The organism is Pectobacterium carotovorum (assembly GCF_033898505.1).
GTDB classification, from domain to species: Bacteria; Pseudomonadota; Gammaproteobacteria; order Enterobacterales; family Enterobacteriaceae; genus Pectobacterium; species Pectobacterium carotovorum_J.
The window spans coordinates 463,461-488,145 of record NZ_JAXAFK010000001.1 but is presented as its reverse complement, the minus strand read 5'-3'; the positions used below and the strand labels follow the sequence as shown (position 1 = coordinate 488,145).

The following is a 24,685-nucleotide window of genomic DNA, read 5'->3' as shown; positions in this document are numbered from 1 at the left end:
ATGGAAGTATTACTCGCCTGAAGACGACATCGGCGAGATCGCTTAGCGCGCCGGAGGCTTTTCCTGCACCGGGCGATTCCAGTCTGGCGTCTTTCGTCCTGCCAGATGGCGAATAAAGAAATCCCACATCAGCCGCTGACCGTAAGCCCCGCCGCTGACACCATGACCACCGCCGGGCAAATAGAACAGGTCAAAATCTTTATCGGCTTTGATGAGTTTATCGACAACCTGCATTGTCGTGGACGGATCGACATTCTCATCCAACTCCCCCACCATCAACAGCAGCTTACCCTGTAAACGCCAGGCATTTTCCGCGTTGGAAGAGTCCGCGTATTTTTCATCGACCGGCCAGCCCATCCACTGTTCATTCCACCAGATTTTATCCATGCGGTTATCGTGACTGCCGGAATCGGCCACCGCGACGTTATAAAATTCCGGATGGAAAAGCAGTGCCGCCATCGCGTTCTGTCCACCGGCAGACACGCCGGTAATCCCCACGCCACGGGCGATGTCATACCAGGGATACTGTCGCGCTACTGCCTGATGCCATAGGATCCGATCGGGGAACCCTCCATCCTTCAGGTTGCGCCACGCGACATCATGAAAGGCGCGGGAACGGTTATTGGTTCCCATACCGTCGATCTTTGCGACGGCAAACCCAAGTTCGGTCAACGGCTCCGGCCAAAAGGAAAAATCCTTCGGCACAAAAGAACCGTGTGGCCCGGCATAGATCCCTTCAACGACCGGGTATTTCTCCCCCGCTTTGAGATTGCGTGGCGGATAGAGAAGCCCCCAAATCTCCGTTTTGCCATCCCTGCCCGGCGTCATAAAAGGTATCGGTGGGCGCCAGCCTGCGGCACGCAGTTGGCTGATATCCGTGGTATTCACCCGCATCAGCGCCTGATTATCTGCCGTGCGATAGAGCGTGGTGACTGGCGGTACGTCGTAGCGCGAGTAAGTATCGACATAGTAGTCGCCGTTGGGTGAGAAGCTCAGCGTATGGTTGGCGGATTCCGGCGTTAATGCCGTCAGTCCGCTACCGTCAAAGCCGATTTTATAGCCGTGCAGGTAATAAGGATCTTCCCCTTGGTTGATGCCCGACGCACTGAAGTAAATCACTCGATTCTTTTCATCGACCCAGTTAACGGCGCGCACCACCCACTCGCCTTGCGTAATCGCATTCTTCACCGTTCCCGTCACCGCATCATACAGATAAAGATGCTGCCACCCACTGCGCTCAGAGGCCCAAATGATCTCGTTGCTGTCAGCCAGATCGTGCCGATAATATTTACCGCTTCCCGTCGCCACACCCGTTAGCGGCATGTAATCGATAAACGTGTCTGACGTTTCGTTGATCAGCACGCGCGGCGTGGCGGTCGCGCTCTCCACTTCAATCACCCGATACGCCTGATGACCGCGCTGGTTATAGTCAAACGTGAATGTCCGCCCGTCTTTCCGCCAAACGGGGTAAGAAAGCGAATAAGGGTTGGGAAACAGCGCGGGATCGATAGCGGTGATGCGACGCGAAGCCACCTCCACCAGCACCGGCTGCGGAATATCCAGCGCATCGCCCGGTTTAGGGTAAAAGATCTGACGGTGCTTCGGCTGTCGCTGATCTGCCGGTGAGGATTCAATGTAGTGAACGTAACGTTTCTCTGCCCGCTGAACGCGAAACAGTACCAGCCTCGTGCTGTCCGGCGACCAGCTCAGCCGTTCAATCTCGTACTCGTTTTTCGCCGTCCCATCCTGAGTGATGACGAGCCGTTCACCAGTCTGCTTACCGACCAGCACCAGATTATGGTTTTCAACGAGCGCTTCCCATTGTCCATCCGGTGAGAGCCGACTCTGAGATTGTGCGGCAGTGCGACTTTGCTCCTCGGTTTGAGAGAGATCGGACAACACGCGACACTGATAACTGCTGATATCACAACCAAGCAGCCGCGAGCCTTGCGGGATAAACAACAGTTTTGCCTGTTCGTTATAATCAATCTGCTCAAATGGCAGCGTCATTGCTGTTACCGGTTTGGTCAATAACAGGTTCAGCGCCTGCGCCAAGCGTGTGTGATCGAAAGCGGGTTGCTGCGTCTGGCTGGCTGCTTCCACGCGCATAAATTCATAGCCGCCGGGGTTCTCTGCCGTCGCCGCTATCGAGCGACGGTAGAAAAATGTCTGCCCGTCGGACTGCCACACCACTCGCCCCGGATAGTGATGAACCAGCGTGCGATAATGCTGTCCTTGCTCCCTGATGAGGCGATAGTTCTCGCGGCTCAGGTCAGGAGACTCACTCGCTGCGCCAGGCAAGGCTGCGCTCGCCAATAGTGCTATCAGCGTGTTGATGCGGCGGCGCGTCATCCTCCGTTTGGTTTTTTCGTTCATCATGGGTATCACTTTCAGTTAGCGGTGTCAGGTGCAAATGGTCAGTATGGAATGCGGTCAGCGCCTCCCGATGCGCCACGCTGATAATCGCGCTGTCGGGCAAACGGGTTACCAACGTCTGATAAACCCGCTGTTCTGTTTCAGGATCGAGTGCGCTCGTGGCTTCATCCAGAAAAATAAAGTCAGGACGGTGCAGCAACGTACGCGCGATCGCCACGCGCTGCTGCTCGCCGCCGGATAGCCGCTGTTGCCAGCGATCTTCATCATTTAATTTCGAGGTCATATCCGGTAATTCGCTGTCGATCAGCGCCTGTCGGCACTGTGCGTCGGTAAAATCACGCGCATTACCGGGGTAGCACAGCGCGGCTTTTAGCGATCCCGTAGGCAGGTAGCTTTTTTGGGGTAAAAACAGAGAACGCCAGAGTCGTGGCCGCACAATCGACCCGCTACCGTGCTGCCAGAGTCCGGCACAAGCGCGCAGCAGCGTGCTCTTACCTACGCCGGACGCCCCGTTAATCATCCAGCGCTCGCCGGGCAAAACCTGCCAGTCGTCTAGCGCCGTCAGCGCACGACCATCGGGCGTTAACAGCCGCAGATTCTGGCAGGAAAATTCCGGGCCATCGTGTTCCGTTACTCGAATGGGCGAAGGCGACTGCTCACTTTTATTCAGCGCTTCTTCCATATCCTGCAAACGCTTCGTCAGCGCCAGCCAACGCGTGAAGGACTGATATGCCTGCATGAAATAGCTCAACGTCGCCCCGAGAGAACCGTAAGCCATCTGAATGCGCGTCAGGTCGCCAAAGGTGATTTCACCGCTTAACAAAAGCGGCAGCGCCAACAGCGTTGGTAATGGTGAAAGGAAATGGCTAAACAGGCTCTGCCCAAACGAAACTTTGAAGCCACGCAGCAGCACAGACAACGCGTTATCACGCACGCGCGCAAACCGCTGAGTAAGCCGTTCACCTTCGCGTGCGCCTCCCTGATAGAAGGCAATCTGCTCAGCATTTTCACGGAGCTGAGCGCCCAGAAAGCGAAAGTCACCTTCCGCATTCTGCTGGTTCATGTTCAGCTTTATCAACGCTTTACCGAGCCAGTGCGACAGCAAAATTTGCAGAAAATATTCAATATAAAGGGCATAAACCATATAGCCGGATATCGCCCAGTCGCTGCCCATAAAGGAGAAACGCAGCACCCCGGAAACGGACCACAGCAGCGCGGTGTACGTTACGGTGCTGATGACGACCGAGATGAGGCTAAGAAAAAAATTCAGCGAGGCAGAGACCAGCTCATTAACGTCATCGGCGATGCGCTGATCGATATTCGACAGCGCCCCTTCCCTTTCGATGTCGTAATAAGCCGATGTCCCCGTCCAGCGCCGAATATAGTGGAGCGTCATCCAGGTACGCCAGCGCAGCGCCAGATAGCCTTGACCAAGTACGTTTACCCATCTCAGCATCATGGCACTCAAACCGAGCACAAAGCTGAAGATAAACAGCGGTTTGATTTGCTCCCAATCTAGCCCAATCAGCGCGTCGGTGAATTTCCCCGATATGCGGTTCGCCTCCACGCTGATGTAAGCCGTCCCCAGATTGATGCTAATAATCATCGCCAGAATAAGCAGCGCCAGATATTTCTCCGACGTCAGCCAATAGGGTATCAGAATCTGGCTGATGCCCGGTCTTGCCGTACTTGTCTCTCTTGCGTTCATGCGCCGTCTCTACCTGCTGATTCGAGTGAATGCCCGTTCTCGTTATTCGTTGAACGGATTATCAGAACGAATACGTCCCAGTGAGACGCCAGGTCCGGCCTTCTTTCACCCCGATATACAGCGGCGTGGTGCTGGTGTAGTAGATATCGCGATCGAAGACGTTATTCACCCCCAGCGTAAGCGACCAGTCAGGCTGACGATAGAACAGCGATGCATCGGTTGAGTATTGGCTACCAACCCTGAAGCTCTCATTTCTTCTGCCATTTTGCGTATCTGACGTGCCGTTCACCCCAACGGAAGCCCCTGCCCCTTGATAGCGACCAGACTGTATTTCATAGGATGTCCATGCGTTCAGCGAGTGACGTGGCGTATTCGTGCTGCTGGAACGAATCGTGGTCGGATCTTTGTTTTCGGAATAGGTATAGCTCGCCGTCACATCCCATCCCGGCAACAGAGAACCGTTCAGGTCAACGTCAAAGCCTTCGCTCTTTCTCCCCGTTGTCGCGATAGGGAAACCGTTGCTATCGCTCACCGTCAGGTTTTTCTGTTCAATGCTGAACAGCGCGGTCGTCAGCGTAAGGTTGTCATCAAGCAGGTTAAACTTCAGCCCCGCTTCTTTCGATTGTCCCGTCGTCGGCGGGAGCTGAACACCTGAACGTGAGATCTGCGCACTGCCGCTAAAGCTATTCAGCAAGTTGGCGTAAATCGTGACGTCCGGTGTGATGTCGAAGCTGACACCATAATTGGGAATCCACTTGGTCGCGGTATACGTCGAAGCTCGCGATCCCACCAGATAGCTGTTGTTCCACGTCGAACGTTTAACAGCCAGTTGGAAATGCAGGCGGTCAAAGACGTCGATTTGATCCTGGAACAAGAAACCGCTTTGAATCAGCTTGGAGGTGTACGTCCGGCTGTTTGGTTCACCGATGTTAGGGAAGACTAATGAATCCGGATTATAGACATTACCATTGGTCATCAGAATGAAGTTACCGTCATAGCTGGCATAACGTTCATGCTTATAGTCATGACCGAACAGCAGCGTCTGCGTGACAGGTCCGGTTTCGATTTTTCCACGAATATCGTTTTGCTGGCTCCACGTCTGATTGGTCGATTTGTAAGCCAGCGGATGGCTGATTTTGTCGCCATTCGCCGCGATATCCAGCGTTTCGTTCATCTTCATCTGTGAATATGTACTCTGGAAACCGGCTTTACTGTTGAATGTCCAGTCGTTGACGAGTTTTTGCTCCAGCTCATAATACGCATTCGTCGTTTTCATCTTGTTATGATCGTCTTTGTCCCCCAGACGATATTCCGGCAGTTTCTGTATTCTCCCGTTGGCGTAAATCGTCCCCGCAGGCCCCGACTTCCGCGCCTGATTGACTTCGGCGCCGACGGTAATCCGCGTATTATCATTTTTCCAGGTCAGGGCTGGCGCTAAATAATCGCCGTGATTACCGTTGTAATCAGGAAAGGAGTGCTGAGATTTCATGGTGGAGGCGTTCAAACGGTAGCTGAACGCTTTGTCATCCGTCAGCGCCCCGCCCAGATCGATCGCCGTTTTAAATTCACCGTAGCGCGCCGCTTCTACTTTGAGGACATGTAATGGTTCAGTGACCGGTTTTTTACGCACGACGTTAATGGTTCCTGCGGCGGAACTGCTCCCCGCCAGCACCGACTGCGGCCCTTTCAGCACTTCTACCCGTTCGATGCCTTCAATCGCCGTCCCCTGGCCGATACCCGCATTGCTGGATCCCGACAAGCCGTCCGTCGCACCGGACGTCACAGCATAGCCGCGCATCCAGTACGTAGGCGTGCCACGGTTTGACTGAATGGTGACCACGCTACCTGAGTTTTTTAACGCATCTTCCAGCGACGTTGCCTGACGGGCGTTAATCAGCTTATTACTGATCACCTGCACCGACTGCGCCGTTTGTTGCAGCGAGGTGCTGGTGCGTAATGCCGAAGACGACGTGCCAGGGTTCAACACTGTTTCATCTTCACTCCCCGCACTGACTGTAATCGCGGGCAGCGTTTTGTCGCTGGCCTGCGCCACTTCGGCATCATTGGCGCGAGAAGAAACAATGGTCAGCGTGCCGTTATCCGTCGTCGTCAGTAATAACGGTGTGCCTTGTAATAAACGCAGAATCGCCTGGCGCGTCGAATAATTACCATTCAGCGCCGCACTCTGGTAGTTCGCCACCAGCGCAGGATTAAAAGAGAGCGTTTGTTTGCTTTGGTTGGCGATAGCCAATAAGCCTTTTTGCAGATCGCCCGCCGGAATAGCAAAAGCGATCGTGTCATTTTCACCGGCGGCGTAGACGCTAACAGGAACGGCCGTCGCCCCCATGAATAGCGCAGAATTCATCGCCAGCATATTCGTGAAAAATAAGCGCTTCTTAAAACTCAACCCCAGAGCGGGAGAGGCAGCATTACGTTTTTTCATTTTTCCCTCGTCAATTGCTTCAACAAATCGGTTTTTATTGGTCTTCGTATGAGTTGTGCAATGACGATGAAAAAGTGACAGCGGAAAGTCATATTTTCCTGTAATTATTTTTTCACGATAGTGAACATCTTGATTTGGAAAACACTTTTTCTTGGTGTTTTTAATACAGGCAATACGTCTCTCTTCCGCACCTTCTTTTTATTTCCTTTGCAGAAATATCTGGAAATAGCCATTTATCCATTTCAGGCAGTAACAGAACATTTCTAACTAACCATAGAAAAAAAAGGTGGTTTGACTCCTTCACATTTTGACTTAAAAACAGCACAGGACGCATCGTTCCTTTTGTTCTGCGGCCCTGGGGGTATCCCGGCTCAAGCATTGTTGTGATTTACGCTATTTAAGGATGCCCATGTACACAGAGGCTGTTAAGAAACCCGACTTACTGTCGCTCATATTTCGCAGCGATTACCGCTGGTTAACGGAAAAATTACGCCGCCGTATTGCCTACGGCTGTGAAGCTGAGGATGTCGCCTCAGAGGCGTTTTTACGCTTAGCCTCTCTGCCAAACCTTGCCAACGTACAGGAACCGCGTGCGATGCTCACCACGCTCGCTAAACGCGTCCTGTATGAAAACTGGCGTCGGCGCGATCTGGAAAAAGCCTATCTCACGGCACTGGCGAGTAAACCGGAATATCATCATCCGTCACCAGAGGAGCAACAGCTGTTGATGGAAGCGCTGCTCACCATCGATCAGGCGTTGGATGGTTTATCCACCAAAGCACGGCAGGCCTTTCTGCTCAGCCAGCTTGATGGCATGACCTACGCCGACATCGCCGTACAACTCAATGTCTCCGCCAGTATGGTGAGAAAATATATCGCCAAAGCGCTGACCAACTGCTATCTGGCCACGCAGGACAGCAGTGACGTATAGGTGAACCGCATGGCAAGACAACACATGGATGACCCGATTGCCGAAGAGGCCATTGAATGGATGGTGCTGCTGCGTTCTGGTGAAGCAACCCAGACCGATTACGATGAGTACCGCCGCTGGCGATACGAAAATCCGCTGCACGAGCGAGCCTGCCAACGCATTGAGCGCACGCTGGGAAAATTTCAGCCGCTCCTCGCCGCGCTGCCTCACGAACCGATTCGTCAGGCGCTGCTGGCGCCATCAAGCCGACGGAAAGTCCTGCAATACGGGCTGGGGATGGTTGCCGTTGCGTCGCTAAGCAGCCTGCTGCTTAATCAGCATTACCCACTGTCGCCGCTGGTGTCCGACGTAAAGACCGCAACGGCACAGCGCCAGCAGGTTCCACTCAGCGACGGCAGTATGCTCATGTTAAATGCGCGTACCGCTGTCGATATCAACGTGCGTCCAGAGACGCCAGTACGTCAGGTTGCTCTGCATAACGGCGGTCTCTTCGCCAAGATTCAGCCAGATACGCAGCGCCCCTTTGTGATCGCCACCGGTATGGGCGATATCGTCGCGCTTCAGTCCACGATAAATGTGCGCCATGAAAGCGGTGGTATCCATGTCGGTGTGCTGGATAACATCGCCAAAATTACCAACCACGCCGGGCAAAGCCTGCGCCTCCACGCCGGTCAGGGCGTGTGGTTCGATCGTTCCACACTCTATCAGGTCGCCGTTACACCGGAATCAGAAACAGACTGGTTACACGGTCGTCTGGAAGTGCGCGATCGTTCGCTGGCTTCCGTCATCAGCGCACTGCGTGATTACACCCCTGGCATCATCCGGCTGGATCCTGCCATCGCCGATTTACGCGTTAGCGGCAATTTCCCGCTAGACAACCTGAATTACACGCTGGATTCGCTGGCGCAAACCATGCCCATCGCCATTGTGCATACCACCGATTACTGGATACACATTCGCGCCGCCAAGACCTGACCCTCATTAACAAAAGAGGATGGATAAAAAATTTCACGCGCGTGGTGACACTTTTTCCGCCTCGTTGCACATCGTTAATAGAGGTCATCATCGTTCCGTGTTCAGGGCTGGATGAAACGTCCGACACAGTCAGCAAGAACAGTAGAGGAAAACGTGCAACAGGCATCCGTGCAACACCTTTCGTTAAACGCACGCGTTGATGCGGTTCCTACCGCACGGCGTGATGCCGTCCCCGCACAACCAGCGCGCAGTATGACAGCGGTTGCGCCCGTCCGGGGAGAAATGGGGAAGATAGCGCTCAGCTTTCTGACCGTCGCGCTGATCCACGCGGGAGTCGCAGCGCTGCTTATCACACGTACTACCGAATACACACCGATCAATCTGCTTAATCCGGCAGCCAGCGTAAGCATTCAGGCCTCCATGGTGGAAGCGCCAGAACCTGAGCCGATTCCCGAACCGTCGCCGGAACCGCCCGTCCTGACGTCAGAACAAGGGGAACGTGAAATTGCACCGGTTCCTGAAAAATCCGTCGTCGAGGAGCAGCAGACGCCGCCCCCGCCAGTCAAAAAAGAAGTTCACCAGCCGCCGGTGAAGCCCGTGGTAAAACCGCAGCCCGTCCGACCTAAAGCCATCGCCGAGCGTCAGCCCGCCGCGCGTACCTCAGCGGAAGCGCCCCCCATCGCACCAGAGACGACGGCCGGGCCGCTCACCACGTCCAGCAAAGGTAATTTGATGCAGAACAGCCCTGGCGCGCAGCCCAAGCAGGTCGCCTCCGTTGGCTGTGTCGTCCCACAGCCAGACTATCCTCGCCGCGCCAAGCGTCTCCAGCAGGAAGGTGACGTGCTGGTTCGTCTGGTAATTAACCCGGAAGGACGTTTGATCCGGCACGACATTGCCCGCAGCAGCGGCTATGACGCACTCGATCAGGCCGCCGTTGACGCCGTGGCACAGGCGCGCTGTACGCCTTACCGTGAAAATGGGCAGGCCATTACCGTTATGACGATTCAGCCCGTTAATTTCCGGCTGAGTCGCTAATAAAAACGCAGCGGCGTTGAAATAGCGTATCCGCCGTTTCGCAAACTACGCCCGAATCAAGTTATTGCATAAGAGGTCACACATGAACACGTTAGATATCTACCATTTTTGGCAGCAGGGCGATGTGGTTACCCACTCGGTAGCCATCATTCTGCTGATCATGTCGCTGCTGTCATGGACGGTCATGCTGCTCAAGGTGCGTCAGTTGCTCGCATTGAACAAGAGCATGCAATACAGCCGCAATACCTTTTGGCAGGCGACCAATCTGCAAGAAAGCGTCGAAAGATTTGGCAAACAGCGTTTTAACCCGTTCCGCGATCTGGTGATCGAAGGACATGCGTTGCTGAAACACCCGCACAAGTTTTCTTCCACGCTGGGCGGACATGTCGATCTCAGCGACTGGCTGGTGCGCGGCCTGAGCAACACGCTGGACACCAACGCCGGGAAGCTGCAATCCGGCCTCGGAACGCTGGCATCCATCGGCAGCACCGCGCCGTTTATCGGCCTGCTGGGCACCGTATGGGGGATTTTCCACGCCCTGCAAACGATCAGCACCATCGGCCAGCCCGATCTGGCGCAGGTGGCAGGCCCGGTCGGCGAAGCGCTGATCATGACGGCATTTGGTCTGTTTGTGGCGATCCCCGCCGTATTAGGGTTTAACGCCATCAACCGCCGCAACCGCATCGTGCTACATGCTATGAACCGCTTTGCGCACGATCTCCACGCCTACCTGCTGACGGGCGCACGCGTCGATACCAGTCTGACCGACCTGAATAGCACCGCGCGGTATGAAGCCACTCACCCCGTTGAGCGCTCCGCCTAAGAGGAACACCACCATGAGTATGTCATCCCCGTTTGAAAGTCAGGACGACGCGCTGCTTAACGATATCAACATGACGCCGTTTATCGACGTCATGTTGGTGCTGCTGATCGTGTTTATGATTACCCTGCCAGTGATTAACCACGCCGTCAAAGTGGAGCTGCCGCGCGCCAGCGTCGAGAAAATCAAGAAAGATCCGCAGGCGGTGGATATCGCCATTACCGCGACCGGGCAGATTAACTGGAACAAAGAAGCGATTGATGATGCGCAACTGATCGCCAAACTCGATGCCGCTTCAGCAGAAGGCACTCACCCGAATATACGGCTGTTTGCCGATCAGGCCGTCGAATATGGTCGGGTGGCGTATGTCATGACCAGCGCCCAACAGCGCGGCCTGAGCAAAATCGATTTCGTCCTGCAACCCGTCAAAGCCCCCTGATCTCCCCTTCCGTACTGGTGCTGGTTCCATCGCCAGCATCAGCCCATAAAAAGCCGTGTCATATAAAAAAGTTTCACCGCACGCTGACGCTTTTCTTTTCTCGTTGCACATCATGGTAGAACACTGCCACACATGGATACCAATGATGCCTTCTCTTGATGAATCCCCCGTTCTTGCTACGCCGCAAGCCGAGACGCTCCAGTCGCTGGCCGCAGACGTACTGAACTTCGCGGCCGCTAAAGGCGCGAGTCAGGCGGTTGTTAGCGTCTCGCAAGGAAACCGCCGAACGATCCGCGTCAGGAACGGCGATATTGATACGCTGACGCAAAACCAAAGTCGCTTTCTGTCCGTCACGGTCTACTTCGGCCAGCGGGCAGGGAGCGTTTCCTCCACCTTATTTAGCCGCGAAGCCTTACAGGATGCCGTTGATGCCGCCAGCACCCTGGCTAAATACGCAGATGAAGATCCCTGTAGCGGCCTGCCGGAACCACAGCATTTCGCTCGTGATATTTACGACCTTGCTTTACATAACGCCGATACGCTGACCGTTGAACAAGCACTGTCGCTGGCGCTACGCGCCGAACAGGCCGCCAATAGCACACACGAGCATGGCTACAGTGAGAGTACCGAAATCACCTCACAGCAGGGTGATTTTATTCTGGCGAACTCCGCTGGCTTTTCCGCAGGCTACCCGACATCGCTGCACACGCTGTGGAGCCATGCGATTGCCCGTAACGCCACGCAGCGTCAGCAAGGTTTTTGGCACACCGTCGGTCGTTCACCTTCACGACTGGCCGCGCCGGAAGCGATCGGACAAACCGCAGCCCAACGCGCAACCGCGCAGTTAGGCGCGCGAAAGCTGTCAACCCGCCGCTGCCCGGTGGTATTTGAAGCCCCCGTAGCCCACAGCTTAATCCATCATCTGGTCAACGCTCTAAGCGGCGCGGCGCTCTATCGTTCCACGTCATTTCTGGGGAAGTGCCTCGGTGAAACCATCACCGCTCCACACCTTAGCCTGTATGAAAACCCGTTTATTCCTGGCGCACTGGCCAGCGCCTGTTTTGATACCGAAGGCGTCGCCGCAGTTCCGCGCCATGTCATCCACGACGGCATCGCACAAGGCTATTTTCTCTCAAGCTACAGCGCCCGACGATTAGGGCTAACCACGACTGGACACGCCGGTGGGGCTTATAACCTGAGCGTTAGCAGCAGCCAGAAGCACACCGAGGATGACTTGCCAGCGCTACTGCGCCGTATGCACACAGGGCTGCTGGTTACCACGCTGCTGGGGCACGGGCTGAACCCCATGACGGGCGACTATTCTCAAGGCGTGGCAGGCTTTTGGGTCGAAAACGGCGACATTCAGTATCCGGTCGAAGAGATCACCATTGCAGGTAACCTGAAAACGTTGCTCCTGCAATGCGTGGCGCTCGGCGCGGACATCCACACGCAGGGCAATCTCTCCTGCGGTTCCCTATTGATTGAAGAGATGCAGATCGCCGGGCAGTAATCCCCCATCGCGTCACAGATACAGGATCACCATCATGGCAATACACGCCACCACGACATCAGTTTCACCGGTGCTATCGGCATTTTCGCTGGAAACGGCGGAAATATCGCATGCGCTAAACCACATCATGCAGCGTCAGGTGGACTATGCCGATCTCTATTTTCAGCGCCGCCAACAGGAAGGTTGGCAGGTAGAAAACGGCATTGTACGCCCGACGGGGTTTAGCCGCGATCAGGGCGTTGGCGTCCGCGCCGTCAGCGGTGAGAAAACCGCATTCTCCTACACCAACGACCTGCGCCCGCAGGCCATTCTTCAGGCCGCCAGTACCGTAAGAGAAATCAGCCGTCAGGGACAGAGCGCCAGCGTGGCGTTACCCGCATCGCTACCGCCAAGCGCCACGACGCTCTATCCGGCAGACAACCCTTTGCTTGCCGTCACAGAAGAATATAAACGCCAGCTGTTATTGGCTATCGATCGTCAGGCTCGCGCCCGCGATCCGCGGGTCACGCAGGTCACGGCTTATCTGAACGCCTCGCATGAAACCATTCTCATCGCCCGACATGACGGCCAACTCGCCGCCGACGTTCGCCCGCTGGTGAATCTGGTCATCAACGTCGTGGTCGAGCAACAGGGTCGCCGTGAGAATGGCTCCAGCGGTGGCGGACGGCGGCTCGATTATGGATTTTTTACCGAAGAAACGGTCAGCCACTGGGTTAATCAGGCAGTCGATCAGGCGTTGAATAATCTGGATGCCAGCCCGCTTCCCGCAGGCACCTACAGCGTGATTCTCGGTGCAGGCTCACCCGGTATTTTACTGCATGAAGCCATCGGACACGGGCTGGAGGGTGACTTTAACCGGAAAGGCAGTTCCGCATTTTCCAGTTTATTGGGTGAACGGGTTGCCGCGCCGGGTATTACCGTCGTAGATGACGGTACGCTCGCGAATCGTCGGGGCTCACTGCATGTGGACGATGAAGGTACGCCGTCACAGTGTACGACGCTCATCGAGAACGGCATCCTGCGTGGCTATTTGCAGGACAGTCTCAACGCCAGATTGATGAATACCGCGCTAACGGGCAACGCACGTCGGGCGTCCTACTCCACGCTGCCGCTGCCGCGTATGACCAATACCTACATGCTGGCAGGACAGTACCCCGCCGAAGAAGTGATAGCGTCTGTCAAAAACGGGCTCTATGCCGTCGGCTTCGGCGGCGGGCAGGTGGATATCAGCAGCGGGAAGTATGTCTTCTCCACCACGGAAGCCTACCTGATTGAAAACGGGCGCGTCACCCGTCCGGTGAAGGGCGCGACGCTGATTGGTCACGGACCAGAAGCGTTGCTGCACGTCGCCATGGTGGGCAACGATCTGGCGCTGGATGACGGCAATATTGCGTGTACCAAGGAAGGTCAATCCCTGCCCGTCAGCGTCGGCCAGCCAACGCTTCGCATCGACAACATGACCGTAGGCGGCTCGCAATAAGCCGTGTCGTCACGGTCCATAGCTCGCGCCTTGTTTATTTACTTACGACCTTTCTCTGAATGGAGACACCATGTCCGACGCCATTATCACTGCTAGCGATACCTCGCTGGAGGAATTACTCAATCATAACGACAAGCCCATTCTGCTTGACCTGTGGGCCCCCTGGTGCCAGCCGTGTAAAACACTGGCACCGCTGCTGGATACCATCGCGGATAACACGCCAGATAATCTGACCGTTGCCAAGCTGGATGTGGAGCAATATCCGGCATTGATGCAACGTTTTGGCGTTCGCGGCATTCCAACGCTGCTGCTGTTTAAAAACGGGCAGGAAATCTCTCGGCAAATCGGCGTAAAAACGCTGGCGCAGCTACGCGGCTGGCTGGAATCACACCAGATTACGATACAGAACACCGCTCAGCCGCTGGCAGACACCCGCGTGACGTGGGGAGCGTTCTATGGCGATGCGTCGCTACACGATTTTCTCCACCATCGGCTACGTCAGCATGCGGCAAACGGCGATGTTGAACACGCCTTTTCCCCTTACTGGCAGGACAATAAGGGCTCGGTCTCTGCGGTGCTGGCGCACAGTGCTGACATTCACATTTTTGAACGCGTCAGCGGGCTGCCAGCCGCACTCGGCCTGCTGCTGGAAAAGCTGCCGACTACCACGCCAGCACAGGTTGACGCTCTCTTTGCCGCCATCACTCCCGGAAAAGCCGTAGACGGCGTTGCACTGCAATGGGTACAGCAGTGGTTAGATGATACGGGCAATCCGTGGTCAGACTGGCTGGCAGATAGCACGGTAGACAGCCTGCGCCAACAGTGGATTAGCGCGATTTCGCGGTTGTTGGCGGGTAAAACCGTAGCGGAAAGCGAATGGACGACGCTGCATCAGCAGGCGATCAACTGGGAGGAGAAAGCCTCTGGCGAACTTGGTCTGGAAAAAAATATAGCGTCAATCATTGCCAGCCTATCACCGCCGCCTGCCGCGTCCGACGCGAATAGCTGGCGAGGCGTGAGCACTACTCTCGGCTTCGCGCTGGCGCAGATCCTGCAAATTGACGATGGATGGAGCAGAGAAGAACGGGCAACGCCTGACGAACGCTTCCGCTGGTTTAAGAAACAGGAAGAAGCAACACCCAACAAGCAACTCACGGATGAGCAAATTACTGCGCTACGTGAACAATGGCTTCAGGAGAACCCGGATTTTTCAGCGAAAGAGGACGCATTTTATCAGCGCTATCCGCAGTTGTTAGAGCAGCAGACAATCCGCTTGCAAGAAACGCTGTGGGAATTGCTGCGCCGCGCGCCTGCTTTCAAACTCCAGTTAGACTAACGCCGTAGCCTGCGTCTCAAGGATGAGACGCATCAATCGTTTGACCAGTATTCCTCCCCACTACCGCCAGCATTTCAGAAGCAATCTCTGGCAGCATCTCAAGCGATAACGGGCAAAGCCTGCTAGAATTCGCCGCTCGAACCCGATGGTGCAAAGTCGGACTGTTGCGAAAATAAGGACATCAGAGATGACGGATGACAGAGATGATATTTATCGGCTCGCGGGCGATCTGTTAAGGGGCATTCAAGATGGCGATCCCGTTACGTTATTGGATTTTGGCGTGAGTCTCGCGATTTACGAAGAGATTATTGAGGAACTGGATAACGCTGGGGAAAATCTGGCAGATTTAGCGATTCCACCTCAGGATGTTGCCTTTACACCCGACAGAACGGGCAGAATGCCCTTATGCAGCTATGCGATGGACGACACTCCTCAACGAAAGAGAGTCGAATGTCAGCTCTGGTCTGGCAAGCGGAAAACCGAGCTCACATTAATTGCCGACTATTCTGACAAACAGGGGAAAACCCCGCTGATTTTCCGACTGTTAGAGACACAGTAATCCAATTTCAATGTCCCTATTCGATGTGCCTGTGCGATTTGCGCGTTCTGTAGTCTTCAATGACGCCGCATCCGTCAATCATCGCCTACTATTGTGACTCTTCGCCAGTGTTCACACCGGAGTACATCGAGTTCGAGTAGCGCAGCAGCCGCCTCTTCGCGCCAGCGTTTCAGGAGCGCTCTCCTGCCGGTCAGCCCCAGCGCCATCGCTATCGGTTCCCCTTCTCCCGGCTTTTCCGCCAGCAGGCGTAGCGCAGGCAACGGCAATACGGTGTGAATCAACAGGCGGCAAAGCGCGGCGAAGCTGGCTTCCATCGGTCGATGCGCAAACGCAAACCCCGCCAGTTCACGCCAGTCGTCTTCATTCAATTCAACGCTTCCTGTCTGCGGCAGCGCAAGGTTCAGCGGAATCAAACGTTGTAACCAGCGCCAGTCCCGCGCCAATTGCTGCGTCCCCTGCTGCACTAGTTGATGCCCCGCTTCGCTCAGCGGAAGTATCGCCATCGCGCTGTAACAGCCGCTGCTGGCCTCAAGATGGCTGCCAATGCGTACCAGTTGAAACCCACACGACTGCCAGAACGCCCACAGGTCTGGCTGATAGCCGAAGCTAACGGACAGGTAATCCAGCGCCTGTCGTTGTGCCTCACGCGTCTGCTCTGCAATGAGCGCCCGGCCAATCCCCTGCCGGCGAGATGACGATGTCACCGCAATCCGGCTCACGCGACGCGCACGCAGCGTTGGCGCATGCCACAGCCCGGCGTGTGCCGCCAGCGACTGTGCCACCAGATTACCCCGCGGGCGCCGCCGCCCAGCCCACACTTCATGAGCCAATGACGCTGATAGATCGCCTTCCTCCACCATCCACAGTACGCCGCACATATTGCCCGCCACCTGTGCACTGGCAATCTGCATGCCCGGCGCATCCATCAGGCGGCGCAAATCCAGCGGCGAAGTACGGTAATGCGCGCTGCACAATAGCGCGTAACACCCTGCCAGACGCTCAGGGTGCGTTAACCAGTCGTCGGCGCGTTCGGTGCGGCTTTCCAGCGCCGAGGAGGAAATAGGTAGGGCGACCTGCGGTGTGGAATAAAACACGTCGGGCTCGTTGAAGAGCAATGCCCGATCCAACACCCGCTCCAGCGGATCGTTAGCGGCCCAGCGCAGAGGATCGTCCAGCGTAAACGCCCGCCACTGCGGCAGCGTCGCACAAAATTTCAGCAGAAATCCCCGTCCGGTACCTTCATATCCCTGTACCGTCGTAGTCATCAGAATGCGGGAAAAATAGGGTAACAGCGCGGAGAGAACGGAAGACGGAATCGCCGCCGCTTCATCAATTAACAACCAGTCGATATCGGGCGAGCCATGAAGCCGGCAGTGTGCCAGCAGCGCATCCGGTGCCCAAAACTGCGCATCGGTGCGTGCGTGCTGTTGCAGAATCGCCGCCGCCGCACGAGACGGTGCGGTGATCCAGCAGTCTCTGTGGCTCCGCTGTGTCAGCATACCCGCCAGCGCCGATTTTCCCCGCCCGCGCGGTGCAGTAATGACAAATACGCCGGACTCAGCGGCGTTCAGCTCATACAGAATCTTCTGCTGTTGCGCGGTCGGTTCACCGCTCGCAGGCTGCCAGTCCGATCGCGCAGCTAGTGGTCGAATGACGACTTCCCGGCCCTGCTGCCACAGCACCACGTCCTCATCGGCCAACAGCTGACGTTGAAAATGTTGGATAAAGTGCGGAGTGGCAATAGGCTGTTCTTGTTCGCTCCAGCGTAGGCTGTCTTCATCCGGCAAGGTCGGCCATATCTGCCACGGCGGCACCAGCATAATCAGCCAGCTACCGGCCTGTAGCGTGCCTGACAGCATCGCCAGCGCTTCAACGTCCACACCTTTGCGCGCATCAAACACCGTATGGAGATACTCCCGCCCCAGCAGCGTCCGCACTCGACTGGCAGGCAGCGAGGTAATGGAATCAGGTGCGGATTCGCCGATCCACAGCCAGTCGCCGGACGATTGGCGGCTAAGCGCCAACGCCTGCTCTTCACACCAGCTCGCTTCACCGCTCAGCAGCATCAGCCGCCGAACGCCATAGCGCTGCTGCTGGCGCTGGCTGTCGAGAAAATCACGCAACATCATCACACGCACCGGATGAATCAGGTCTTGCCGATCAGCAGGGAAAGCAGCCCGGCGGCGATCAATGGCCCGACGGGAACGCCGCGAAACAGCGCCACGCCCATGACCGTCCCCACCAGTAACCCCGCCACCACGGAAGGTTGATTACTCATCAGCGACACACCGCGTCCGCCAAGCCAGGACACGGCCACGCCAATGAGGATCGCCAGCAGAGATTTCCAATGCAGGAAGGAATGCATGACTTCGCTGGCGGTAATTTTGCCGCTGGCAATCGGCGCCATTACGCCAATCGTCAGAACGACGATACCGATGCTCAAACCGTATTTTTCCACCCATGGGAAATAGCTGTTCAACGGTGTGATGCGTATCGCCAGTAGAACCAGAATTGCCAGCGTGACGGTCATGTTATGGCTGATGATACCCAGCCCCGCCAGAACAAGCAGAATTAACAATGTTGGATCGAAGTAAGCCATGGATGCGAGTCTATCGAAAAGTAGTCAGGTTGCGCGTTAAGCAAAACCGCGATGATAGCATTAATCAGAGCAGGGACAGGAATCGAAGTCAGGGACAGGTCAGCAAATTATTCAGGCAGAGACGAGGAATCAAAAAACAACTTTCGGGAGGAAAACAGAGAAAACATTCAGGCCGTCAGCCTAGCGGCGACCAGCGACCTGAACGTAAACGATTGCGCAGTTAGTCTAATTTTACGCCGATACGGTGCGCAACTTCTTCATACGCTTCAATCAAGCCACCGAGGCTCTGACGGAAACGGTCTTTATCCATTTTGTTCAGCGTTTCTTTGTCCCACAGGCGGCTACCGTCTGGTGAGAACTCATCACCCAGCACGACTTCCCCTTTGAACAGACCGAACTCCAGCTTGAAATCGACCAGAATCAGCCCGGCGTCGCCAAACAGTTTGCTCAGCACGTCGTTCGCCTTGTAGCTCAGCTCTTTCATACGAGCCAGATTCTCTTCGTTCACCCAGCCGAACGTCTTGCAGTAAGACTCGTTCACCATCGGGTCATGCATCGCATCGTTTTTCAGGAACAGATCGAACAACGGTGGGTTCAGCTCGATGCCTTCTTCGATACCCAGACGTTTTACCAGCGATCCCGCCGCGCGATTGCGCACGACACACTCGACCGGCACCATGTCCAGTTTCTTCACCAGCACTTCATTGTCAGACAGCAGGCTCACCATTTGCGTTGGGATTCCAGCTTCTTCCAGTTTGCTCATGATGAAATGGTTGAACTTGTTATTCACCATTCCTTTACGGTCAAACTGCTCAATGCGTGCACCGTCTCCTGCTGATGTATCATTGCGGAACTCCAGCACCAGTAGATCGGGATCTTCGGTGGTGTAGACGGTTTTCGCCTTTCCACGATACAGCTCAGCTAGCTTTTGCATCTTTAATTACTCCACACAGTGAGGGTCAACAAGTACGACCCGATATTTAACGCTTCCCCGAACGGTTGCCGATAGCGCCCGTCAATTCGGGTAGAGATTGTTGAATGAAGAAGGGCCGGATAATCCGACCCTTGGTTTATGCGTTATTTACTGAACGCCGCCTGGAATACGGCCACCAGCGCATCGTTCTGAGACTGGGTTAGCGTATGCCCTTTGGAGTCGATAAATTGCAGACTGCTGCGGTTATCTAAATCGCCGACCTGCAATTTGTAATCGCCGTTAGGCAGTTCAGGATTTTTCGCGCCCAGGTCATCCCAGGTTCCGCCGCTCGGTGCTCTGTACTTGACGGAAACCGAACCCTGCGGACGGCTGCGATCGCTAACTTCCATTCCGATTTTACTCAGCGCGGTTGGCAGACGATCCCACACCACCGTGTACGGACCACGTACAATCAGCAGTGGCAGGCCTGTGTCATCCGCCCCGCTTTGCACATCCAGCGAACCAATGGTGCGGTTTGCCAGTGCATTTTCGCGCGCGGTTGCCTGAGAATCCAGACCATTACTGAGCGCATTCAGCATCAGGCCGGTGTAACGCTGAGCCTGATCGCCTGCCGTCACTGGCTGGCCGTTCAGCTGTAATCCCAGCAGTTTCACGATCAGTGCGACCTGATACCCCTGCTGCTGCACGGAAATCTGATAACGCCCTTGATACGGTACGTCTTCATCTTCACGCGGCCATGAGATCCAGTCGGTCGTCAGCGTTTGGCTGGCGTCCTGACGGCTGGCAATAGTGAACGCTTTGTCTTGCAACACGCGGATAACCTGAGACCAGAGCTGGCTGTTTTGCGCGCTGTTTTCTAACAACAGCGTTGCCGTATCTCCAGAGATCTGGGTGCGGGAACCATTCAACAAAGCCAATGGCTGCACAGGAGGACGAATATCCAGCTCCTTGCCGACCGCGCCATTCAGGGTAACCGGCGGTATATCATAATCCCCGTTCTGCACCGGTAAAATCATCCCGGCTGGCGTATTCAGCGCGTGTTGCGCCGGTGCCTTCAGATAGGATTCATCGCCACTCACCTGACGCTTATAGCGCTGATCGGTGGAACAAGCCGCAAGCAACATCACGAGTGATATGCCAACGACTTTCGCCACCATCGACTTTTGTAATGAATAACTCATTAAATCTCCCTAACGATTACAGCAAACCCGCTTGCTTAAGTGCTTGCCCCATCACCGTACGACCGGCATCGGTCAGCGGTGTCATTGGCAGGCGCAGCGTATCGGTCGCCATGAGTCCCAATTCCTTACAGGCCCACTTCACCGGAATAGGATTGGGTTCAACAAATAATTTCTGATGCAGTGGCATCAGGCGCTGATTTAAACGGCGCGCTTCGACAAAATTACCTTGCGCCGCCAGCTTGCAAAGTTCCGCCATTTCACGCGCGGCAATGTTCGCCGTTACGGAAATCACACCTTTACCGCCGAGTTGCATAAAGTCCAGACCGCTGGCGTCATCGCCGCTCAGCAAAATGAAGTCTTCACTAACCAGCTCTTGGATCTGGCTTACCCGACTTAAGTTCCCCGTCGCTTCTTTAATTGCGACAATATTTTTCACTTCAGACAAACGGGCAACGGTTTCCGGCAGCATGTCGCAGCCGGTACGGGAAGGTACGTTATACAGGATTTGCGGCAGATCGGTATGCTCGGCAATCGCTTTGAAGTGCTGGTACAGGCCTTCCTGCGTCGGTTTATTGTAGTACGGCGTGACCGTCAGGCAACCAACAACGCCGGTGCCGTGAAAACGTTTGGTCAGTGAAACGCCTTCGGCGGTCGCGTTAGCACCGGTGCCAGCGATGACAGGAATACGTCCGTCGCTCAGCTCCAGCGTCAGCATCACGACATCGCCATGTTCGTCATGGCTCAGCGTGGCGGATTCACCCGTCGTGCCGACAGAGACAATCGCCGATGTACCGCTAGCGACATGATAATCAATCAGTTTTTTCAAGCTCGCCCGATCGACGGCGCCTTTGGCGTCCATCGGCGTAACCAGCGCAACAATACTTCCCGTAAACATTGGCCATCCCCTCCACAAACAAGTGCTTCATGGTACTTTTGACTTCTATGCAAAAGCAAGCGGACAAGGGCGTTGTAGGTGCCTGACGCAGGTTTTTTTATGACGCAGTAAACGAAATTAAAAATGCTTCTGATGTTTTGGGAAAATAGGTCGAGCAAATCGAGTTAAAAATTGCTCCAGGTTTTTTACGGCGGGCTATCCCTGCCCGCCACCCTTCGGGCCGCCGCAAGCGGCGTTAAAAATTGCTCCAGGCAATTTTTTATGTTTACCATGTGATTAATGGGAAAAAAGACAGGAAGCATGATGTTGCCAAGCTCACAAGAATACTATCTGGTTATTACCGCACTGGGGGTGGATCGCCCTGGTATTGTCAATGCGATTACCCGCCACGTCAGCAGCTGTGGCTGCAATATCGAAGATAGCCGTCTTGCGATGCTGGGCAAAGAGTTCACCTTCATTATGCTGCTGTCCGGTAGCTGGAACGCGATAACGCTGATCGAATCAACCCTGCCGCTGAAAGGCGCAGAGATGGATTTGCTGATCGTGATGAAGCGGACAGAGTCACAGGCTAGCCAGCCGACGCCCTCTACCGTCTGGGTTAAGGTTGACGTTGCCGACTCCCCTCACATCATCGAGCGCTTTACCGATTTGTTCGATTCTCATCAGTTAAATATTGCTGAGCTGGTTTCAAAAACGCAGCCTGCCGAGGGTGACAAACCACCGCAGCTGTATATTCAGATTGCCGCACACAGTTCTGCCACGCTGGATAGCTCAATTATTGAGCCAGCCTTTCATCAGCTATGTACAGAATTGAACGCACAAGGCAGTATTAGCGTCGTTAACTATGCTCAGTAGTATTTGGGCCCAATAGCATAACGTTGCCATTATTATTGCAAAGGGCATGGGCATATCCACAGCATGAAGAGAAACAAGACGGAGAGTCGTGATGAACACACTGAAAGCCGGTGATACAGCACCGAAATTTAGCTTGCCCGACCAAGATGGCGAACAAGTAAATTTAACCGACTTCCAGGGACAGAAAGTGTTGGTGTATTTCTACCCTAAAGCGATGACGCCAGGATGCACCGTTCAAGCCTGCGGTCTGCGCGATAACATGGACGATCTGAAAAAACATGGCGTTGAAGTTCTCGGTATCAGCACGGACAAATCAGAAAAACTGTCCCGCTTCGTCGAGAAAGAAGTCTTAAATTTCACGCTGCTTTCTGATGAAGATCATCAGGTATCAGAAGGATTTGGCGTTTGGGGAGAAAAAACCTTCATGGGGAAAACCTATGATGGCATTCATCGCATCAGTTTTCTGATCGATGAAAACGGCAAGGTAGAGAAGGTGTTTGACGACTTCAAAACCAGCAACCACCACGACATCGTTCTCGATTATCTGAAAAACGCCTGATTCGCGGTTTTCAAATCCTCCACCGGCACCGTGATACGTGCCGGTTTTCTCTGATTTTGGAAAAATGCTCACAATAGTTTGTTAAATCAGCGAGTCGGCACAAGACCTCACCTTCTCTTTCTGCTATACCACAGTAGACCAACATACAACGTCATTGTGAGATGCGTGTAACTCAGTCAAATAAGGCAATCAAATCATCATGAAAACGGTAACCAAAAGCGATCATCTAAACCGCATAGTGATTAAAGGATATAAGTCCATCGCCGACTGTGATGTGGAAATGCGCACGTTAAATATTTTGATCGGTGCGAATGGTGCGGGAAAATCCAACTTTATTAGTTTCTTTCGCCTAATAACAAATTTGCTTGCTCAACGCCTGCAACTTTTTGTTGGAAAAAGCGGGGGGCCTGATGCGTTACTTCACTTTGGCCGTAAAAAGAGTCCTTATCTGGCTGGAGAAGTATTCTTTACAGAAACCAGTTACCATTTCTCCCTAGTGCCAACGAACGATAATCGAATGATGTTCGAATCTGAGGATATACTCCAAGGCCGAGCTACCACGATAACTCAAGGACATATAGAGTCTCAACATAAGACATTTCGCTCTCACGATGGCACAAATAAACTTGATGCTATTCTTCCTCTGTTAGAAACAGTGAAGATTTATCATTTAAACGACACCAGTGAAAGCGCCAAAGTCAAACAGATTCACCGTATTCACGATAATGACTATTTACGGGAAGATGGTGCCAATTTAGCCGCATTTCTATTCCAGCTGCAAAAGAATCATGTTGCACATTATCAGCGTATTGTGAAAACAATTCAGATGGTTGCCCCTTTCTTTGGTGATTTTCATCTTCGCCCAACACCGGATAACCCAGATAATATTCAGCTCGAATGGGTCGAAAAAGATCAGGATATTCCGTTTAAAGCCAATGAACTGTCCGATGGCACAGTGCGTTTTATTATTCTCGCGACCGTGCTGCTACAGCCAGAAACCTATATGCCCAGCGCCATCATTATCGATGAGCCAGAATTAGGCTTGCACCCCTATGCGATCAGCGTACTTGCCGCACTCATCAGAAGTGCGAGCAAGCAGCATCAGCTCATTGTTTCAACACAATCTGTTGAGCTGGTTAATGAATTCGAAGCCGAAGACCTGATTGTCGTCGATAAGCATCTTGGTGCCTCCACGTTTACACGTTTGGATCAGGAGTCACTGCAAGACTGGCTGGAAGATTACAGCTTAGGGGAGCTGTGGAAGAAAAATATACTTGGCGGGAGGCCATAGCGATAACCATGACAAGGATTAATGTTTTTGTGGAAGGACAAACGGAAGAAACATTTGTTCGCGATACATTGGCCCCCTACTTTGTCCGGCAAGGTATTTACCTTAATGCGATTCTGGCACAAACCAGTCGAGGTCATAAAGGTGGCATTGTCAGCTATGGAAAAGTGAAACATCAAATAACCAGGCTGTGTCAGCAAGATAAGAAAGCCTGGGTAACCACGCTGATTGATTATTATGGCCTCCCGACTGATTTCCCAATGGTTGGGCAAGGTAAATCTGTTAATGAAGATATATATTCGTGGATCGAGGATTTGGAAAACGCCTTTGATGCCGATATTGCTCAGCCTAATTTTATCCCTAATTTTTTATTACATGAATTTGAGGCGTTGTTATTTTGCGACCCAGAAAAATTCGCAGATTGGCTTGAAGACAAAAAGCCGATAATTAAACTTAACAATATTAAGCTTGCGTTCGATTCTCCTGAATTCATTAACAATAGTCCACAAACGGCTCCGTCAAAACGTATTCTTGCGGCGATACCTGAATACCAAAAGACACTGCATGGGCCACTGATTGCCGCTGATATTGGGTTGGATACGATTCGTCGGCAATGTCCTCACTTTGCAGGCTGGCTACAGCGTCTGGAGGCATTGAAACCAGCCCATGCCTGATAAATTGATCGTTGTACCATGAAATTTATGCCGTGCAGTGCCCTCTTCACCACGTTTTTCCCGCTCGGGCATTTCTTTGTCTGCCGTC

Annotated in this window: 21 protein-coding genes; 13 read left to right on the top strand and 8 right to left on the bottom strand. The window is 54.0% G+C overall.

The window, feature by feature from the left end; translation table 11 throughout:
* Positions 1-42 precede the first annotated feature (42 nt).
* From R9X49_RS02025 to R9X49_RS02015, 3 genes are all read right to left on the bottom strand, one after another.
* A complete protein-coding gene (locus R9X49_RS02025; RefSeq protein ID WP_319847016.1) occupies positions 43-2,379 on the bottom strand; it encodes a DPP IV N-terminal domain-containing protein in 2,337 nt (778 codons plus the stop codon).
* Positions 2,282-4,084, bottom strand: a complete 1,803-nt coding sequence (locus tag R9X49_RS02020) for an ABC transporter ATP-binding protein/permease (protein WP_319847015.1) — start codon at positions 4,082-4,084, stop codon at positions 2,282-2,284. Before R9X49_RS02020 ends, R9X49_RS02025 begins: the two co-directional genes overlap by 98 nt.
* 61 nt (positions 4,085-4,145) lie before the next feature.
* Complete coding sequence (locus tag R9X49_RS02015) at positions 4,146-6,527, bottom strand: TonB-dependent siderophore receptor (RefSeq protein ID WP_319847014.1); 2,382 nt, start codon at positions 6,525-6,527, stop codon at positions 4,146-4,148.
* 409 nt (positions 6,528-6,936) lie between these two features.
* Between R9X49_RS02015 and R9X49_RS02010 the strand changes: the two genes are divergently transcribed.
* The 9 genes from R9X49_RS02010 to R9X49_RS01970 all read left to right on the top strand — a co-directional run bounded on the left by R9X49_RS02010 (position 6,937) and on the right by R9X49_RS01970 (position 15,612).
* The gene (locus R9X49_RS02010; RefSeq protein ID WP_319847013.1) at positions 6,937-7,458 is read left to right on the top strand and encodes a sigma-70 family RNA polymerase sigma factor; all 522 of its coding nucleotides are present in this window, start codon (positions 6,937-6,939) and stop codon (positions 7,456-7,458) included.
* A gap of 9 nt (positions 7,459-7,467) precedes the next feature.
* Complete coding sequence (locus tag R9X49_RS02005; protein ID WP_319847012.1) at positions 7,468-8,433, top strand: FecR family protein; 966 nt, start codon at positions 7,468-7,470, stop codon at positions 8,431-8,433.
* A 153-nt stretch (positions 8,434-8,586) separates the two neighbouring features.
* On the top strand, positions 8,587-9,468 hold the full coding sequence (locus R9X49_RS02000) for a TonB family protein (protein ID WP_413775882.1): 882 nt from the start codon (positions 8,587-8,589) through the stop codon (positions 9,466-9,468).
* Positions 9,469-9,550: 82 nt separating this feature from the next.
* Complete coding sequence (locus R9X49_RS01995) at positions 9,551-10,291, top strand: MotA/TolQ/ExbB proton channel family protein (protein WP_319847010.1); 741 nt, start codon at positions 9,551-9,553, stop codon at positions 10,289-10,291.
* A 13-nt stretch (positions 10,292-10,304) separates the two neighbouring features.
* The gene (locus tag R9X49_RS01990) at positions 10,305-10,727 is read left to right on the top strand and encodes an ExbD/TolR family protein (protein WP_119873348.1); all 423 of its coding nucleotides are present in this window, start codon (positions 10,305-10,307) and stop codon (positions 10,725-10,727) included.
* 142 nt (positions 10,728-10,869) lie between these two features.
* Entirely contained in the window at positions 10,870-12,237 is a 1,368-nt protein-coding gene (locus tag R9X49_RS01985) for a TldD/PmbA family protein (protein WP_319847009.1), read from the top strand.
* Between the two features lie 34 nt (positions 12,238-12,271).
* Positions 12,272-13,717: a metalloprotease TldD gene (gene tldD / locus R9X49_RS01980; RefSeq protein WP_319847008.1), complete on the top strand. Its 1,446-nt coding sequence runs from the start codon at positions 12,272-12,274 to the stop codon at positions 13,715-13,717.
* A gap of 70 nt (positions 13,718-13,787) precedes the next feature.
* Positions 13,788-15,053, top strand: a complete 1,266-nt coding sequence (gene trxA / locus R9X49_RS01975) for a thioredoxin (RefSeq protein ID WP_319847007.1) — start codon at positions 13,788-13,790, stop codon at positions 15,051-15,053.
* Between the two features lie 187 nt (positions 15,054-15,240).
* Positions 15,241-15,612: a hypothetical protein gene (locus R9X49_RS01970; RefSeq protein ID WP_319847006.1), complete on the top strand. Its 372-nt coding sequence runs from the start codon at positions 15,241-15,243 to the stop codon at positions 15,610-15,612.
* A gap of 74 nt (positions 15,613-15,686) precedes the next feature.
* Here the strand turns inward: R9X49_RS01970 and R9X49_RS01965 are convergent, their stop codons facing one another.
* The 5 genes from R9X49_RS01965 to dapA all read right to left on the bottom strand — a co-directional run bounded on the left by R9X49_RS01965 (position 15,687) and on the right by dapA (position 21,221).
* The gene (locus tag R9X49_RS01965; RefSeq protein ID WP_319847005.1) at positions 15,687-17,741 is read right to left on the bottom strand and encodes a tRNA(Met) cytidine acetyltransferase TmcA; all 2,055 of its coding nucleotides are present in this window, start codon (positions 17,739-17,741) and stop codon (positions 15,687-15,689) included.
* Between the two features lie 17 nt (positions 17,742-17,758).
* Entirely contained in the window at positions 17,759-18,211 is a 453-nt protein-coding gene (locus R9X49_RS01960) for a DUF441 domain-containing protein (protein WP_048259229.1), read from the bottom strand.
* Positions 18,212-18,431: 220 nt separating this feature from the next.
* The gene (gene purC, locus R9X49_RS01955; RefSeq protein WP_180742321.1) at positions 18,432-19,145 is read right to left on the bottom strand and encodes a phosphoribosylaminoimidazolesuccinocarboxamide synthase; all 714 of its coding nucleotides are present in this window, start codon (positions 19,143-19,145) and stop codon (positions 18,432-18,434) included.
* 143 nt (positions 19,146-19,288) lie between these two features.
* Positions 19,289-20,326: an outer membrane protein assembly factor BamC gene (bamC, locus tag R9X49_RS01950; RefSeq protein ID WP_319847004.1), complete on the bottom strand. Its 1,038-nt coding sequence runs from the start codon at positions 20,324-20,326 to the stop codon at positions 19,289-19,291.
* Between the two features lie 16 nt (positions 20,327-20,342).
* Entirely contained in the window at positions 20,343-21,221 is an 879-nt protein-coding gene (gene dapA, locus R9X49_RS01945; protein ID WP_180742319.1) for a 4-hydroxy-tetrahydrodipicolinate synthase, read from the bottom strand.
* 303 nt (positions 21,222-21,524) lie between these two features.
* Between dapA and R9X49_RS01940 the strand changes: the two genes are divergently transcribed.
* From R9X49_RS01940 to R9X49_RS01925, 4 genes are all read left to right on the top strand, one after another.
* On the top strand, positions 21,525-22,076 hold the full coding sequence (locus tag R9X49_RS01940; RefSeq protein WP_271878935.1) for a glycine cleavage system transcriptional repressor: 552 nt from the start codon (positions 21,525-21,527) through the stop codon (positions 22,074-22,076).
* Between the two features lie 91 nt (positions 22,077-22,167).
* On the top strand, positions 22,168-22,635 hold the full coding sequence (gene bcp, locus R9X49_RS01935; protein ID WP_319847003.1) for a thioredoxin-dependent thiol peroxidase: 468 nt from the start codon (positions 22,168-22,170) through the stop codon (positions 22,633-22,635).
* A 199-nt stretch (positions 22,636-22,834) separates the two neighbouring features.
* The gene (locus R9X49_RS01930) at positions 22,835-23,926 is read left to right on the top strand and encodes an AAA family ATPase (RefSeq protein WP_319847002.1); all 1,092 of its coding nucleotides are present in this window, start codon (positions 22,835-22,837) and stop codon (positions 23,924-23,926) included.
* 8 nt (positions 23,927-23,934) lie between these two features.
* Positions 23,935-24,597: a DUF4276 family protein gene (locus R9X49_RS01925; protein WP_319848564.1), complete on the top strand. Its 663-nt coding sequence runs from the start codon at positions 23,935-23,937 to the stop codon at positions 24,595-24,597.
* Positions 24,598-24,685 lie beyond the last annotated feature (88 nt).